Consider the following 15,644-nt stretch of genomic DNA (forward strand, 5'->3'; position numbering starts at 1 on the left):
TAAACAAGTTTCAACCTACCACGGTAAATTTCTTTGTAAATAATTAAATTTGCAGTAAATTGAAAAGACATTACATATGCTAATCATTGGGATTGCCGGGGGCACAGGGTGCGGCAAAACAACCGTTGTTAATCAAATATTGGAGCAACTTCCAGAAGGACAAGTTGGCGTGCTTTCGCAAGATGCTTATTATAAAGACACCTCGCACCTAAGTTACGACGAACGTGTAAAAATAAATTTTGACCACCCAAGATCCATCGATTTTGAACTTTTAGAAGCGCATTTAAAAGCACTAAAAAAAGGCAACAATATAAAACAACCCGTATATTCGTTTGTAAAACACAACAGGACGGGCGATACCATATTAACAAGCCCCAGAAAAGTAATGATTGTCGAGGGCATTTTAATACTAACAAACCCCGAACTGCGAAATATGTTCGATATTAAAATATTTGTTCATGCCGATAGCGACGAAAGGCTCGTGCGTCGCCTAAAACGTGATATTTCCGAACGTGGTCGGGACATCAACGAAGTGCTAACAAGGTACCAAACAACCTTAAAACCCATGCACCAGCAATTTATTGAGCCCATGAAAGAATATGCCGATATTATTATTCCAAACAACAAATACAATACCGTTGCTGTTAATATTGTAAAAACAATCATTAACGAACGCTTGGCTTAACATGGCAAAACGCAAAACCACATACCTAAAACCTTTTAAGAATATTTTTGTCTTAATCCTTATAGGTTTTGCCGTTTGGATGATTTTCCTCGATGCCAATTCCTGGTTAATACATCGCGAATTAAACGCCGACATAGAACAACTTAAAGAAGAAAAAAAATACTATCAAAAAGAAATTGTAAAAGACCATAAGGCCATTAAAGAACTCAAAACCGAAGATGGCCTAGAAAAACTTGCTCGTGAAAAGTATTACATGAAAAAAAACAACGAGGACATTTTTATTATTGAATATCAAGATAGTATAGCAAAAGCAAAAAATGATGAGTAACGCTCTTTTTAATGATTTTCAAGCGGTTTCCTCCAAAGCATGGAAACAACAAATACAAGCCGATTTAAAAGGCGCCGATTATAACGAAACCCTAGTATGGCAAAGTCCAGAGGGCATTGATGTTAAACCATTCTATCACGCCGATGAATTTGATGCCCTAGCAACTCCTTCGGCCGAAAAAGCCACTTCATGGAACATTCTAGAAACGTTTTATGTTGCTAATGCCAGCACCGCAAACAAAAAAGCCTTAGAAGCCCTAACCAAAGGCGCCGAAGCCCTAAACTTTAACATCCCAAATAAAGATACCGCAATACAAACGCTGCTTGAGGGCATTGCTGAAAGCATTCCAATATACATTAGTTTGGAGTTTTTAGATGCCGACTATGTAAAAAGCATTCTGGAACACGCGCCCAACAAAGCACATACCTATATTTATTGCGACATTATTGGACACCTTGCTAAATCTGGTAACTGGTTTAGCACTCTAAACGACGACCACGAAACATGCAACCGCATTGTAAAAGAAACCAACACCCTAAGCATTGATCTGTCTTTATACCAAAATGCCGGTGCAACCATAACCCAACAATTGGCTTACGGTTTGGCACACTTAAATGAGTACTTCAATCATTTTAATGAAAAGCTAACCGCTCAAGAAAAAGAACAGCTACGCGTGGTGTTTAATGTTGCGGTAGGCACAAACTACTTTTTCGAAATTGCCAAATTAAGAGCTTTAAGAAACCTGCACTTTAGCTTAGCAAGCGAGTACGGCTTTAACAACACCTGCCATATCGTTGCCACCCCAACAAAGCGCAACAAAACCATATACGATTACAACACAAACATGCTGCGTACCACTACAGAGTGTATGAGCGCCATTCTTGGCGGCGCAAATGCTATTTGCAACAGTCCGTACGATACCATTTTTCATAAAACCAACGAGTTTGGCGATAGGATTTCAAGAAACCAACTGCTAGTATTAAAACACGAAAGCTATTTCGACAAGGTGAACAACCCCGCAAGCGGCACCTACTACATCGAAAGCCTAACAGATCAATTAAGCGAAAAAGCACTAACACTTTTTAAGGATATTGAAGCCACTGGTGGATTTTTATCTCAATTAAAAGAAGGTACCATACAAAGAAAATTAAAAGAAAGCGCCCAAAACGAACAAGACCAGTTTAACACAGGCGAAAAAATTCTTTTAGGCACCAACAAACACCCCAATCCAGAGGATAACATGAAAAACAATTTAGAACTGTATCCTTTTGTAAAGACCAATCCGAGAAAAACCTTAATAGAACCTATTATAGAAAAGCGCCTTGCCGAAGCATCCGAGCAAGAACGTTTAAAAAACGAATAACACTAACCCATAAATTACCATAATGAAAACAATTGCATTAAAATTAGTTTTAGCCACCACATTGTTAAGCTTTTTAGCCTGTAAGGACACATCAAAAACAACGCTTAACTATACTTATGCCAATGAAGAAAATAGCCTTAAATGCGAAAATATAGACACAAAACTGTTTACCGAGGCACTTTTATCTTTCGAAGACGACATTACAAAATACTACGACAATAACCTTAACAACAGAAACCGAAATTATTCCCTGTTCTTTAAAAATGCGTCGTCTAATCGCCTAAAACTAGAAGAAATCGTTTCGCCTCACTCCCTAGAGGTTTTTAATGCCCTAAAAACTGAAAAAAACCTTTGGAACCAAGACAACAGTCTTAATTACAACCACCCTATTTTTACATGTATAGGCGGCAAAATTTCCGATAAGGACCTCAGCACCACATTCAATGCCCTAGTATCTACAAACAGCATGCGCAGACCGCTTTATGAAGCTGCCTTAAAAAACAAACACCACCTAATAAGCCAAGACAACTTTTTGGCACTCTATGCCGCGCTTGACTATTATTATGCTGGAATATTTAACATAGACCCTACAAAAGTAACCGAAGAAGTAGAAGTAAGCCAAGAAGCTAAACGCCTAGAAGAGCTTAAGGAAAAGTTGAAAAAAGAAAACGAAACCCCTAATAACGATCCGCACGCTGGCCACAACCATTAATGCCCCGTATGCTAAAAAAAAGGCCATGATTAATTTAACAACACCTTTTAATGTGCATTTCGATGCTTTTATTCAAAAAACGATTTTATAATGTCTAGAAAAAACATCCAACATATTACATTAAAAAAGCTAGCGCCCAACAGCACGGCTAAAGAGCCGTTTTTAACAGCAGAAGGCATTGCTTTAAAACAAACCTATACCCCTAACGATTTACAAGACATCGAGCACCTTAATTTTGTCGCGGGTATTGCCCCCAACCTACGCGGTCCTTACAGTACCATGTACGTGCGTAGACCATGGACCATTAGGCAGTATGCTGGGTTTTCTACGGCTGAAGAAAGTAATGCGTTTTACAGAAGAAATTTAGCCGCCGGACAAAAAGGCCTTTCGGTAGCTTTCGATTTGGCCACACACCGCGGTTACGATAGCGACCACGAGCGCGTTGTAGGCGATGTTGGTAAGGCAGGAGTAGCCATCGACTCGGTAGAGGATATGAAAATCCTTTTCGACCAAATTCCCCTAGACAAAATGTCGGTTTCCATGACCATGAACGGCGCCGTCCTACCCATTATGGCCTTTTATATTGTGGCCGCCGAAGAGCAAGGTGTAACACCAGAGCAACTGGCTGGCACCATTCAAAACGACATCTTAAAAGAGTTCATGGTAAGGAACACCTACATCTACCCGCCTACACCATCCATGAAAATTATTTCAGATATTTTCGAGTTTACCAGCAACAACATGCCACGTTTTAACAGCATTAGTATTTCAGGCTATCACATGCAGGAAGCCGGCGCTACTTGCGATATTGAGCTGGCCTATACCCTTGCCGATGGTTTGGAGTATATTAAAACCGGACTTAAGGCTGGCATGGATATCGATTCGTTTGCACCACGGCTATCGTTCTTTTGGGCCATTGGCATGAACCATTTTATGGAAATCGCCAAAATGCGTGCAGGCAGGATGCTTTGGGCCAAACTGGTAAAACCGTTTAATCCTAAAAATCCAAAATCCCTAGCTTTAAGAACCCACTGCCAAACAAGTGGGTGGAGCTTAACAGAACAAGACCCGTTTAACAATGTTGCCAGAACCTGTATAGAAGCGGCAGCAGCGGCCTTTGGCGGTACGCAAAGCTTACATACCAATGCTTTAGACGAAGCCATTGCATTACCAACCGATTTTTCGGCAAGAATTGCCAGAAACACACAAATTTACCTTCAAGAAGAAACCGAAATAACCCGAACCGTAGATCCTTGGGCAGGCAGCTATTATGTTGAAAAACTAACACACGACATTGCCCAAAAAGCTTGGAAACTTATTGAAGAGGTCGAAGCACTAGGCGGCATGACCAAAGCCATTGAGGCCGGGATACCAAAACTTAGAATTGAAGAAGCTGCTGCTAGAAAGCAAGCCCGTATCGACTCTGGAAAAGATGTTATTGTTGGGGTTAACAAATACCGTTTAGATAAAGAAGACCCGCTTCAAATTCTTGAAGTCGATAACCAAACCGTAAGACGCCAACAAATAGAGCGTCTAGAAAAGCTAAAAGCAGAAAGAGATGCCGAAAAAGTAGCAACCGCACTAAAAAGATTAACAGAAGCGGCTAAAACAGGTCGGGAAAATTTATTAGCTTTAGCAATAGAAGCTGCGAGAAACCGAGCAACTTTGGGCGAAATAAGTGCTGCCCTAGAAACCCAATTCGGGCGTTATAAGGCACAAATAAAATCCTTTTCAGGCGTGTACAGTAAAGAAGTAAAAGACGACGATTCCTTTAAAAAAGCCAAAGCATTGGCCGACATATTTGCCGAGCAAGATGGTCGCAGACCCCGTATTATGATTGCAAAAATGGGACAAGATGGCCACGACCGTGGTGCAAAAGTTGTTGCCACCGGTTATGCCGATGTAGGTTTTGATGTGGATATTGGCCCATTGTTCCAAACACCTAAAGAAGCGGCCAAACAGGCTGTAGAAAACGACGTGCATGTTTTAGGCGTATCGTCCTTGGCTGCTGGTCACAAAACTTTGGTCCCACAAGTTATTGAAGAATTAAAAAAGTACAACCGCGAAGATATTATGGTTATTGTTGGCGGGGTAATTCCCAAACAGGACTACCAATATTTATTTGATGCGGGGGCGGTAGCTGTTTTTGGTCCAGGAACCAAAATTAGCGATGCTGCCATTAAAATTCTTGAGATTTTAATTGATTAACTCTGCTTTAATTTTTTAACACGTTGCCATAAGGTTGGGTGCGAATAATGCACAAACACATATGCAGGGTGCGGTGTAAGATTACTCAGGCTGTTTTTACTTAGTTTTTTTAACGAACTAACTAATGGCGCTGCTTTATAGGTTTGCTTGGCATACGCATCGGCTTGGTACTCAAACGTTCTAGAAAACCAGTTCATGAGCAATCCCGTAAGTTCTGAAATGGGCGCATACAACATACCAAAAGCAATAAGCCCCACATGAAAACTTGGCGTTTCTACACCTATGGCTTGCGACAACAAGGGATTTGATATAAAAATGGCCAACACGTAAAGCATGATTCCAGCCAGTAAAATAGAGGCTATTAAATTAAAAATAATATGCCTCTTCTTGTAATGTCCAACTTCGTGCGCCAAAACTGCAACAATTTCTTCTTCATCTAAATCGTCAATTAAAGTATCGTAAAGCGTGATGCGCTTTTCTCGGCCAAATCCAGAGAAATAGGCATTGGCTTTTGAACTTCTTTTAGAACCATCAATAACAAAAATCTTATCCAATGTAAAGCCCACTGAGTTTGCATATTCAGAAATCTTATCACGTAAACTCCCAGCCTCCAAAGGGGTTTGTTTATTAAACAACGGTACAATTAAGCGCGCATAAAACATATTCATAACCACCGTAAAAACAGTTATTAGCCCCCAGGCATATACCCAAAACTGGGTTTTGGTAAGTTGGTAAAACCAAACAATCAATGCCAAGATTCCCCCGCCTACAATTGCAGTCATAAGCAAACCCTTAAGCTTGTCTAGCACAAACGTTTTAAGGGTTGTTTTGTTAAACCCAAAACGCGCTTCAATAACAAAGGTTCTGTAATATGAAAACGGGGTTGTTAGGATATCGCTCCCAAGCATAATAATACCGAAAAAAATTAAGGCCACGGCAATAGGGCTATCGCTAAAGGTTCTTGCAAACGTATCGACATATTCAAACCCATCAAACAGTAAAAAGGCAAGCGTTAGCACCAATGAAAATGTAGAAGTCACGAGCCCAAAGCGATAATTGGTTTTTTTATAAGCTTGGGATGTTTTGTACGCTTCGGCATCAAAAACATCTTCAAGCTCCTCGGGAACTGGATCGTTGTAATGCTTGGCATTTAAAGCATCTAAAACCTTATCTACAATAAAGTTTACACTAAGTATGCCTAAAATGATATAAAATAGAGCAGTTGCTGTCATTTACTTAAAGTTTCGTTGTCTTTTGGCTTCAAAAACAAGAATGCCTGCCGCTACGGAAACATTCATCGAATCGATTTCTCCTTGCATGGGGATGATGATATTTTGTGTGGAATGTTGCAACCAATCGTCGCTTAAGCCAGTGGCTTCGGTTCCTACAACCAGGGCGGTTGGCTTGGTAAAATCTTGGAGGTAATATGCTTCTGAAGCCTGTAAGGCTGCACAAAAAACACGAATTCCGTTTTGGTTTAAAAACGTTAGTATTTCGGCGGTTGTTCCCATCGCAATGGGTTTTGTAAAAACGCATCCTACACTAGACCTTATAATGTTGGGGTTGTACAAATCGGTTTTTGGATTGGCAATAATAACGGCCGCTACATTGGCAGCATCGGCCGTTCGCAATAAGGCTCCAATGTTCCCTGGTTTTTCGGGGGCTTCGGCCACTAGAACCAAAGGGTTGTCTTGATTAAATTGAATGTGGCTTAACAAATGTGATTTGGCTTTTGCCACCGCAATAACCCCTTCGGTAGTGCTTCTATGTGCTAATTTTTGAAAGACGTCTAAGGATATTTCTATAATATCGATCCCGTTCTCTCCCAATAATTTGGCTTCACTTTCAGAAAATAAATCCGGATAGAACAACAGGGTTTCTATGGTGTAGCCTCCTTTTATGGCCAAAGACAATTCGCGTTTACCCTCAATAAGAAAGAAGCCCGTTTTTTTGCGTTCCCGCGATTTCTCTTTAAGCTGAAACAACTGCTTTACAAAGGCATTTTGTGTGCTATGTATGGTTTTATGCATAACAGCAAAGGTATAACTATTCGTAAAATTCTGGCGATAAAAAAAGCGTGTTATACAAACCCGCTTTTCTTATCACTATTGATTTTTATATTTGTTAGAATAGCGTTTCCAAAGGTTGGTTTGATGGCTTTCCAAACTAATATCGCGACCATCGACAAACGCTCTTTCCAGCATATTGGTACGCATATCCAATGCATCGCCCTCACTAATAAATAAGGTAGCGCTTTTCCCTACTTCCAAGGAACCGTATGTTTGATCAATACCCAGTATTTTAGCGGCATTTAGGGTAATAAGCTGAAGGGCTTGCTCTTTGCTCAAGCCATAGGCCACCGTGGTGCCTGCCAAAAATGGCAAATTTCGGGCATGCATACGCTCCATATCGCCACTGTTTTCTAAGGCTACCAATAACCCTGCATCGGTTAGAACTTTTGCCAACTTAAAAGGTTGGTCGTAAGCATCGTCTGTATGCTTAGGTAAAGAATGTACCCGCCTAATTAATACCGGTACGTTATTGTGTTTTAACAAACTGGCCACTTGAAGGGCTTGCTCTCCCCCAACAACAACCATGTTTTTTATGCCGTATTCGTTCTTAAAATTTACGGCATCGGTAATGGCCTTGGCATCGTTAACGTGGACATATAATTTTTTACTCCCATCGAACAGCCCCCGAACGGCTTCAAACGGAAGATGCTTTATGGGTTTATCGCCATTTAGGTAAGCTTGGCTTTGCTTTATAAAATGGGTTACCTCCTGCACTTGCTTTGTATAATTTTCGTTAGGTTTTAAACCTGGGGCTTCGCCTTTCCACCAACGGCCGCGCGCAAAGCTATTGGGCCAATTTACATGCACACCATCATCTACCTTAATTGCAGCATCTTCCCAATTCCAAGCGTCGAACTGCACTATGGAAGACGTTCCTGATATACGTCCGCCACGCGGTGTTATTTGCCCTAAAAGTACGCCATTGGGCCGTATTGTTTCTATAATTTTAGATTCGGCATTGTAGGCGATTAAACTTCTTATGTGCGGGTTTAAATGGCCTATTTCGGCATCGTCGTCAGAAGCTCTTACGGCATCAATCTCTACCAAGCCTAATGTTGAATTAGGAATGATAAACCCCGGGTAAACATGTTTTCCTGCGGCATTAATGACTTCCATGTTGCTTATATCTATTTTTACCACGCTAGCCTCGGCTACGGTTGTTAGCTTACCTGCTTTAAAAATAAGTACGCTATTTTCAATAATTTCTCCATTACCAATATGGGCGGTTGCTCCCATAATTGCAATAGGTTTTGTTTGCTTTGGTGCTGGTGTTTGCTGTGCCATTACAAGTGAAGCGCACAACAGATATACGATTGCTATGTTTTGTTTTAAGTGTTTCATTTGTAATAATTTTAAAATTGGTGATCCATGGTATCGCAATGAAAATGCGGCTCCTCTTTTTTCTTTACAGCTTGGGTTTTTAACCCTTTTTCCTTGGCCTGCAGCATCATGTTAATAAGCTGGTTTTTTTCTTTTTTAATAGCTGCACGTGCCTCTCTATCGGTTTCAAGGTCAAAGTAAACGGCTCCTTCTATTAAGGTTTTTTCGGCCTTGGCGTATACAGAAAGTGGGTGGTCCGACCACAGGACAACATCGGCATCCTTGCCCACTTTTATGCTTCCAACACGGTGGTCGATATGTAATAATTTTGCCGGATTTAAGGTTATAAATTTCCAAGCGTCCTCTTCGCTAACACCTCCGTATTTTACTGCTTTGGCAGCTTCCTGGTTTAAGCGCCTAGACATTTCGGCATCGTCGCTATTAATAGCCACTGTAACCCCTTGATTGTGCATGATGGAGGCGTTATACGGAATGGCATCGTTAACTTCAAACTTATAAGCCCACCAATCGCTAAAGGTCGATCCACCAACACCATGTTCAACCATTTTATCGGCCACTTTGTATCCTTCGAGAATATGAGTAAACGTGTTGATGTTAAAATTGAAGCGCTCGGCAACCTTCATAAGCATGTTAATTTCACTTTGCACATAAGAGTGGCACGAGATGAAACGCTCTTTGTTTAGGATTTCGGCCAAAACCTCCAACTCGATATCTTTTCTATAGGGTTTCCCACTTTTTTTATGGGCATCGTACGCCTTGGCTCTGGTAAAATAATCCATATAAACTTGCTCTACCCCCATTCTAGTTTGCGGAAAGCGATCGCGGTTTCCCCAATTGGATTGTTTTACGTTTTCCCCCAAAGCAAACTTGATAAATTTTGGGGTATTGCTATACACTAAATTATTGGCTGTTTCGCCCCATTTTAGTTTAATAATGGCCGAACGCCCGCCAATAGGATTCGCAGAACCGTGCAAGATTTGTATGGAGGTTACACCACCTGCTAAATTTCTATAAATGTCAATGTCTGAAGGGTCTAAAACATCTGTTATAGAAACTTCTGCTGAAGAGTTCTGCCCGCCTTCGTTAATTGATGAAGCCGCAATATGCGAGTGTTCATCAACAATTCCTGCGGTTAAATGCTTTCCTGCCGCATCGATAACTGTTGCGCGCCCGGCAGAAAGGTTTTTGCCTATTTTTGCGATTTTCCCGTCCTTTATCAAAACGTCTGTCGCCTCTAAAACACCATCGGTTTCATTGGTCCAAACCGTGGCATGTTTAAATAATATGGTTTCCTGCTTTGGCAACGATTTAAAACCGTAAGCCGTATTGGGAAACGTTATGGGCAGTATGGTTTTTTCGTCATCAGGCGTGTCTTTTTTACCGGTATCTTTTTCATCTGCTATCGTATAAACAGCATAAAATGGCACCGATTGACCATTTGACAATGTGGCTTCCCCCTTTAGGTTTTTTGAAGCCTCGACACTGGCAGCAATTCTTACAAATGCTGGTTTGGTTGTATCTTTTTCTGTTATGGCAAGCATTACCCAATTGTTGGAGTAAGACAATTTAGACCCTCGTTTTAGGCCAGCCGTCGTCACTTCTGCTTGTAGTTTTGTGGGTTCACCTTTTATATTCATGCTAAAATCCTCACCCGCTAATGTAAACGTGTAATCACCACGAATATCCAACTGGTCTTTATCTGCAAAGGCTAGAGCCTCACCTTGAATCCAGTGTTCGAATACTGTTGTCTTGGCATTAAAAATATCGCCAGATGTTACTATAAAATTTGCCCATGCCCCTTTATTAAGATGTCCCAACGTTTGGGAATTGCCCAAAACGCGAGCGGGAATGGTGGTTAAAGCTTCGAGGGCACTTTCTTTTGACAACCCATAGGCAATGGCTTTGCTTAGATTGCCCATAAATTCTTTTGGCGACTTTAACCCATTTGTTGTAAATGTAAATGGCACATTATTCGCTGCTAAAATTTTAGCATTGGCCGGCCTTTGGTTCCATTGGCGCATATCGCTTAAGGACAGTTGTGTTGCAAAAAAAGGGTTTTCCACATCGTAGGCATCAGGGAACTTTAGCGGCAGTATAAATGTTGTATTGGCGCTTTTTACATCCTCTATACGTTCGTACTCATCGCCTCCGCCAACTAATACATATTGAACCCCCGACTCATCACCTACTTTATCGGCGCGCAAGGCATCCATTCTACTACTTGTAACAAAAATTTGTGGTAAGTTTTTGTTTTTATTGAATGCTTCTAAAGATAAATCGGTTGTTTCTATGTGGCCATTGGCATACCAATCGGCATCGATATAAAGTTGTCTTAACAACGCCATACTTCCCATAATAGAAGATGGATAGGCTTGCTTAGATGTTGTGCTCTTTTTAAACGACAAATATTGGGCAGACTGGTCGCTTAAAATTCTATTGGCGTTATTACCATTGTTGTTTAGTGCTACCAAAACACCCGTTCCCCGCACAATACCATCTTGAATGTGCGTGTTTAACACCCCAAATCCTGCTTTTAAAAATTCGCTTGCCTTTTTCGCATCATAGGTAAACCGATCAATCGCGTTGTTTTCGGGCATAACATGATCGTTCCAATAATACCCTGTTCTATTGGGCGCATACTGTGATTTATTTTCAGTGCCTTCTGCTCTAGACGGTTTTCCTACGCCAAAATCGGCATACAGATCAATAAATGAGGGGTAAATTGTTTTGCCCTTTAAATCGACAACCACACTGTTTTTGGGTATGGTCACCGACTTACCACTAGCTACAATTTTGCCGTCTTTAATTAGAAGCGTGCCATTGTCGACAACTTGATTGTGGGTGACGTAAATCTTGGCATTGGTTAACGCCGTGTAATTGGTATTCTTGGCTTTCACGCCATCGTTTTTCGGAAAATACTCCTGTGCATAAAACGTAAAACAGCACAAGCATGCAAAAAGCAACGCAATAAATTTGCTCATGTTTAGTTAGTTAAAGGTGTTGGTGTCCTAAAGATAGACATTTAAGGTAGTTTTTTAAGAAAAACTACGGGGTTTTAACGTTTGTCGACGCCATGTAGTTTACCAACAATGCCACCACATAGCTATAGCTTTTCATACCATCGGTTTGGTTATTGGCCTTTAAAAAACCATCATACGTTACCTTAAAAATAGGCTCTAAAGGATTTTCATAGCTATCCCAAAATTCTTGCAACTCTCGGTAGTTTTTCAATATCCCAACATTCACCTTGGCTTTTAGGGTTTCATAAGCATCAGGATCCCTTCGGTATACTTCAACCAAACAATGCTTTAATGCAAAAATAATTCCCGAGTAATTAAAATACTTATCAGGATGTTTTGTCGCTGCCAAAATACCTATAAAGTTAGCTTCATTTTCTGCTGCAAATCCCAACTGATGTGCCACTTCGTGAGAGGCTATCATGGGGATTCTAAAATTTGGCACCAAATAATCTACATGCGCCTCATTGGTTAACGGGTTTAAGTACCCACTAAACCCCATATAGGTTAAAGGTAGGCTGAACAAGGCCTTTTTAATGCTTCGTGGTTGATAATCCAAACTTGGAAACTCTATTTTTAAACGATGAAACCCTTCGGGAACCATTTTAAAAACCGTGCCATTGCTATAAGGCGAAACCACCTTTTTGGTACTGTCTTGTGTAATATTTAAATGCCGTGTGTTGGCCTGTGCTATTAGCTGTTCTGTGGTTAACAACAATTGCGCTGTTGTATAGTTAGCTTCCAGACCCAAGTTTTTGTGTAGTGGTAACCGGTAATAATTTAATCCCCATAATAAATGAAAGGCCAAGTAAACAACCGAAACGGCACAAAACACATCAATAAAAAACCCTTTAAAGTCCGATTTTAACCGTTTTATATTCAAAACCAACCACCTAACCATATAAATTATGGCCAAAGCGTAAAACACATCGCCAAAAGAAAAAGGCAACCAGCCAAACATATACCTAAACCATTTGGATATAAAAGGGTACAACCCCTTGCTATATACCAATTCCACCGAGTTAGGATGGGCAGATAACCATTTAACCAATAAAATTTGCGGCAGGATAGATAATGCGATTAGCAGTTTTTTATTTTTTGGCATGTTCCAAAATTAATGAAATCTTTATAATACTCCTCAAGTTATTTTTACCTTTGCAAAACTAAAATTTACCATTATGAATTCAGAAATAAGAGTCCTAGAACCCAAAGCCCTTTGGAATAAATTTGCCGACTTAAACGCCGTGCCCAGACCTTCTAAAAAAGAAGCACGCGTTATTGCCTTTATGAAAAAGTTTGGCGAAGACTTAGGCCTAGAAACCTTAGTAGATAAAGTTGGCAATGTTATTATTAAAAAACCTGCCACCCCAGGTATGGAAGACAGACAGACCGTCGTGATGCAATCGCATTTAGATATGGTTTGCCAAAAAAACAACGACACTCAATTTGATTTTGATACCCAAGGCATAGACATGTATGTTGACGGCGATTGGGTAAAGGCCAAAGGCACTACCCTAGGCGCCGACAACGGTTTAGGGGTCGCAACAATTATGGCTCTGCTAGAAAGCACCGACATAGAGCACCCTGCCCTAGAGGCCCTATTTACTATTGATGAAGAGACTGGTATGACAGGTGCTATGGGATTGGAAGGCGGCTTGCTTAACGGCAGCATTTTATTAAACCTCGACACCGAAGAAGACGATGAAATAGGTGTTGGTTGTGCCGGTGGTGTAGATGTTACCGCCACAAGAACCTATAAGGTTGAAGACACCCCAGAAACCAAAATTGGATTTGAAATTATTGTAAAAGGATTACAAGGAGGTCATTCGGGCATGCAAATCCACGAAGGCCTAGGCAATGCCAATAAAATTATGAATCGCTTGTTGTTTGATGGTTTTGAAAACTTCGGTTTGCGTATTGCTGAAATTGACGGAGGTAGCTTGCGCAATGCCATACCACGCGAAAGCAAAACTATTGCTGCCATAGATGCCATTCACGAAAACGCTTTTATTATGGAAATGGCCCAATTGGCGCAGACCATAAAAAACGAATTTAAAACCATGGAGCCCGATTTAGATATTACCGTTTCTAAATGCGAAACCCCAGAGTCCATCATGGATCTTGGCGTTCAGGAAGGTCTCACTAGAGCCCTGTATGCAGCCTGTAACGGTGTGTACAGAATGAGTGCCGACATTCCAGATTTGGTAGAAACCTCTAACAACATTGCCCGAGTAATTGTTAAAAACGGTACCATAAAAATTAATTGCTTAACCCGCTCATCGGTTGAAAGCTCTAAATGGGACCTGGCTAATACCCTACGTGCTACTTTCGAGCTTACCGGCTGCGAAGTTGCATTTTCTGGTGACTATCCCGGATGGCAACCCAATATGGACTCGGCTATTTTAGAAGTACTCGAAAGCCTTTATATTAAAATGAATGGTGAAAAACCTCATGTAGCCGCTTGCCATGCCGGACTTGAATGTGGTATTCTTGGGCAGAATTATCCTAATATGGACATGATAAGCTTTGGGCCAAACATTAAAGGAGCCCACTCCCCAGATGAACGCGCACAAATTTCATCAGCGCAAAAATATTGGAAGTTTGTACTTGAAATCTTAAAAAACATTCCAAAGAAATAACCTTTCAAACAATAAAAAAGCCGCTTTACTTAAAGCGGCTTTTTTTATTAAAGTCTTTTTTTATTACTTTTCAATACCTACTAGGTTAATCTCGAAAATTAGATTTGTGTTAGGCTGTATTGGCCCCGAGCCACTTTCGCCATAGCCTAAAAACGACGGGATAAATACTTTTACCTTGTCGCCTATTTTCATGTTTAACATGGCTTCTCTAAAGCCTGGTATTAAACCTGCACTCTCGTTATACACCTTTGCAAATGGTTGGTATGCCCCTTTCTTATCAGATGTTTCGTTATACATATCGTTTGCTTGAGCAACATCTTTCATGGTTGTATAAAACAGTTTTCCATCTTCAAAATATCCAGCACAATCAATCAGCACACTTTGTGAGGCATTGGGCTTTTCGCCATTTCCTTTTTCAGTAAAAATCATAACCACGCCTGTGTCTAGTTTTTTTACTTCTCCTAAGTCTTTATTGGCTTCTAAGAATCTTTCGGCTGCAGCACTAGCTTCTTCTTTTAATTTTTTTTGAGCAGCTTCTTTTTGAGCCTGTAATTTTTCTGCCAGCTTAGGAGCTTCTTCTTCAAATACTTGAGCAGCATTAAACGCTTGCGCATCGCTACCTTTTCTTATAATATTTAAGGCTTGTATAACCACATCCTGCTCTGGCTTATTTCTGGCTCCGGTTTTTACATTGGAAATGCTATCCTGAACGTCAAGTCCTAAAACAAGCTCTCCAAAAACAGCATGACAGCCGCCTCCTGGAAAAGCGCCACATTTTTTTAGTGTTCCGTCTGGTTTAAAAGCATCTAGGCTTGGGGTCGCTTTTTCGGTGATAAAAAATTGGCTCCCGTTGGTTGCCGGACCAGCATTGGCCATAGATAACATGCCGGGTTTATCGTGCTTTAAATCCGGGTGAAACTCATCGGCAAATTCGTATCCTGGGCCACCGGCTCCGGTTGCTGTTGGATCTCCGGCCTGAATCATAAATTGATCGATAACACGGTGAAAAATAATCCCATTGTAATAAGGCTTTCCTTTTAACGAATCGGTTACTTGTGGGTGGGTGCCTTCTGCTAGGGCAACAAAGTTCGATACAGTAACAGGTACTTCCTTGTAAAAAAGTTTGGCTACCATAGTGCCTTTGTTGGTTACAAACTCGGCATAAAGCCCGTCTTCAAGATCTGGGTATTTTTGCCCGCAAGAGGTAAAACTTACTAGAAGCGCTAAAACCAACAGCTTCATAACTTGATTAAAATTTCTCATTAATTACGTTTTTGTC

At 40.8% G+C, this 15,644-nt stretch carries 12 protein-coding genes; 6 read left to right on the forward strand and 6 right to left on the reverse strand.

Annotated features, from left to right (window positions below):
- Positions 1 to 76 precede the first annotated feature (76 nt).
- From udk to scpA, 5 genes are all read left to right on the forward strand, one after another.
- Positions 77 to 685, forward strand: a complete 609-nt coding sequence (udk, locus tag IA57_RS01205) for a uridine kinase (protein WP_036118180.1) — start codon at positions 77 to 79, stop codon at positions 683 to 685.
- A gap of 1 nt (position 686) precedes the next feature.
- Complete coding sequence (locus IA57_RS01210) at positions 687 to 1,013, forward strand: FtsB family cell division protein (RefSeq protein WP_036118183.1); 327 nt, start codon at positions 687 to 689, stop codon at positions 1,011 to 1,013.
- Positions 1,006 to 2,376, forward strand: coding sequence for a methylmalonyl-CoA mutase subunit beta (locus IA57_RS01215; RefSeq protein WP_036118185.1), 1,371 nt, complete (start codon positions 1,006 to 1,008; stop codon positions 2,374 to 2,376). Before IA57_RS01210 ends, IA57_RS01215 begins: the two co-directional genes overlap by 8 nt.
- A gap of 22 nt (positions 2,377 to 2,398) precedes the next feature.
- A complete protein-coding gene (locus IA57_RS01220; RefSeq protein ID WP_036118188.1) occupies positions 2,399 to 3,088 on the forward strand; it encodes a hypothetical protein in 690 nt (229 codons plus the stop codon).
- Between the two features lie 90 nt (positions 3,089 to 3,178).
- A complete protein-coding gene (gene scpA, locus IA57_RS01225; protein WP_036118191.1) occupies positions 3,179 to 5,296 on the forward strand; it encodes a methylmalonyl-CoA mutase in 2,118 nt (705 codons plus the stop codon).
- Here the strand turns inward: scpA and IA57_RS01230 are convergent.
- The 5 genes from IA57_RS01230 to IA57_RS01250 form a co-directional block, all read right to left on the reverse strand.
- Entirely contained in the window at positions 5,293 to 6,528 is a 1,236-nt protein-coding gene (locus tag IA57_RS01230; protein WP_036118194.1) for a M48 family metallopeptidase, read from the reverse strand. The two genes, scpA and IA57_RS01230, sit on opposite strands and share 4 nt — an antisense overlap.
- A complete protein-coding gene (locus IA57_RS01235) occupies positions 6,529 to 7,326 on the reverse strand; it encodes a TrmH family RNA methyltransferase (protein WP_036118198.1) in 798 nt (265 codons plus the stop codon). It abuts the gene before it with no gap.
- Positions 7,327 to 7,401: 75 nt separating this feature from the next.
- Positions 7,402 to 8,709, reverse strand: coding sequence for an amidohydrolase family protein (locus IA57_RS01240; protein ID WP_036118201.1), 1,308 nt, complete (start codon positions 8,707 to 8,709; stop codon positions 7,402 to 7,404).
- Positions 8,710 to 8,720: 11 nt separating this feature from the next.
- Entirely contained in the window at positions 8,721 to 11,690 is a 2,970-nt protein-coding gene (locus IA57_RS01245) for an amidohydrolase family protein (protein WP_036118203.1), read from the reverse strand.
- A 64-nt stretch (positions 11,691 to 11,754) separates the two neighbouring features.
- Positions 11,755 to 12,831 carry a DUF3810 domain-containing protein gene (locus tag IA57_RS01250; RefSeq protein ID WP_036118206.1) on the reverse strand — a complete coding sequence of 359 codons (1,077 nt, stop codon included), beginning with the start codon at positions 12,829 to 12,831 and terminating at the stop codon, positions 11,755 to 11,757.
- Positions 12,832 to 12,904: 73 nt separating this feature from the next.
- Between IA57_RS01250 and IA57_RS01255 the strand changes: the two genes are divergently transcribed.
- Positions 12,905 to 14,365 carry an aminoacyl-histidine dipeptidase gene (locus IA57_RS01255; protein WP_036118208.1) on the forward strand — a complete coding sequence of 487 codons (1,461 nt, stop codon included), beginning with the start codon at positions 12,905 to 12,907 and terminating at the stop codon, positions 14,363 to 14,365.
- A 63-nt stretch (positions 14,366 to 14,428) separates the two neighbouring features.
- On the opposite strand, the gene IA57_RS01260 is transcribed toward IA57_RS01255, so the two are convergent.
- On the reverse strand, positions 14,429 to 15,628 hold the full coding sequence (locus tag IA57_RS01260) for a peptidylprolyl isomerase (RefSeq protein WP_036118211.1): 1,200 nt from the start codon (positions 15,626 to 15,628) through the stop codon (positions 14,429 to 14,431).
- Between the last annotated feature and the right edge of the window lie 16 nt (positions 15,629 to 15,644).

It is taken from the genome of Mangrovimonas yunxiaonensis (genome assembly GCF_000733475.1).
Classification (GTDB): Bacteria; Bacteroidota; Bacteroidia; order Flavobacteriales; family Flavobacteriaceae; genus Mangrovimonas; species Mangrovimonas yunxiaonensis.

Coding starts and splice junctions, on each gene's coding strand:
- IA57_RS01260 (WP_036118211.1), bottom strand. CDS start 15,628: ATGAGAAATTTTAATCAAGTTATGAAGCTGTTGGTTTTAGCGCTTCTA.
- IA57_RS01240 (WP_036118201.1), bottom strand. CDS start 8,709: ATGAAACACTTAAAACAAAACATAGCAATCGTATATCTGTTGTGCGCT.
- IA57_RS01210 (WP_036118183.1), top strand. CDS start 687: ATGGCAAAACGCAAAACCACATACCTAAAACCTTTTAAGAATATTTTT.
- IA57_RS01230 (WP_036118194.1), bottom strand. CDS start 6,528: ATGACAGCAACTGCTCTATTTTATATCATTTTAGGCATACTTAGTGTA.
- IA57_RS01215 (WP_036118185.1), top strand. CDS start 1,006: ATGAGTAACGCTCTTTTTAATGATTTTCAAGCGGTTTCCTCCAAAGCA.
- IA57_RS01255 (WP_036118208.1), top strand. CDS start 12,905: ATGAATTCAGAAATAAGAGTCCTAGAACCCAAAGCCCTTTGGAATAAA.
- scpA (WP_036118191.1), top strand. CDS start 3,179: ATGTCTAGAAAAAACATCCAACATATTACATTAAAAAAGCTAGCGCCC.
- IA57_RS01220 (WP_036118188.1), top strand. CDS start 2,399: ATGAAAACAATTGCATTAAAATTAGTTTTAGCCACCACATTGTTAAGC.
- udk (WP_036118180.1), top strand. CDS start 77: ATGCTAATCATTGGGATTGCCGGGGGCACAGGGTGCGGCAAAACAACC.
- IA57_RS01250 (WP_036118206.1), bottom strand. CDS start 12,831: ATGCCAAAAAATAAAAAACTGCTAATCGCATTATCTATCCTGCCGCAA.
- IA57_RS01235 (WP_036118198.1), bottom strand. CDS start 7,326: ATGCATAAAACCATACATAGCACACAAAATGCCTTTGTAAAGCAGTTG.
- IA57_RS01245 (WP_036118203.1), bottom strand. CDS start 11,690: ATGAGCAAATTTATTGCGTTGCTTTTTGCATGCTTGTGCTGTTTTACG.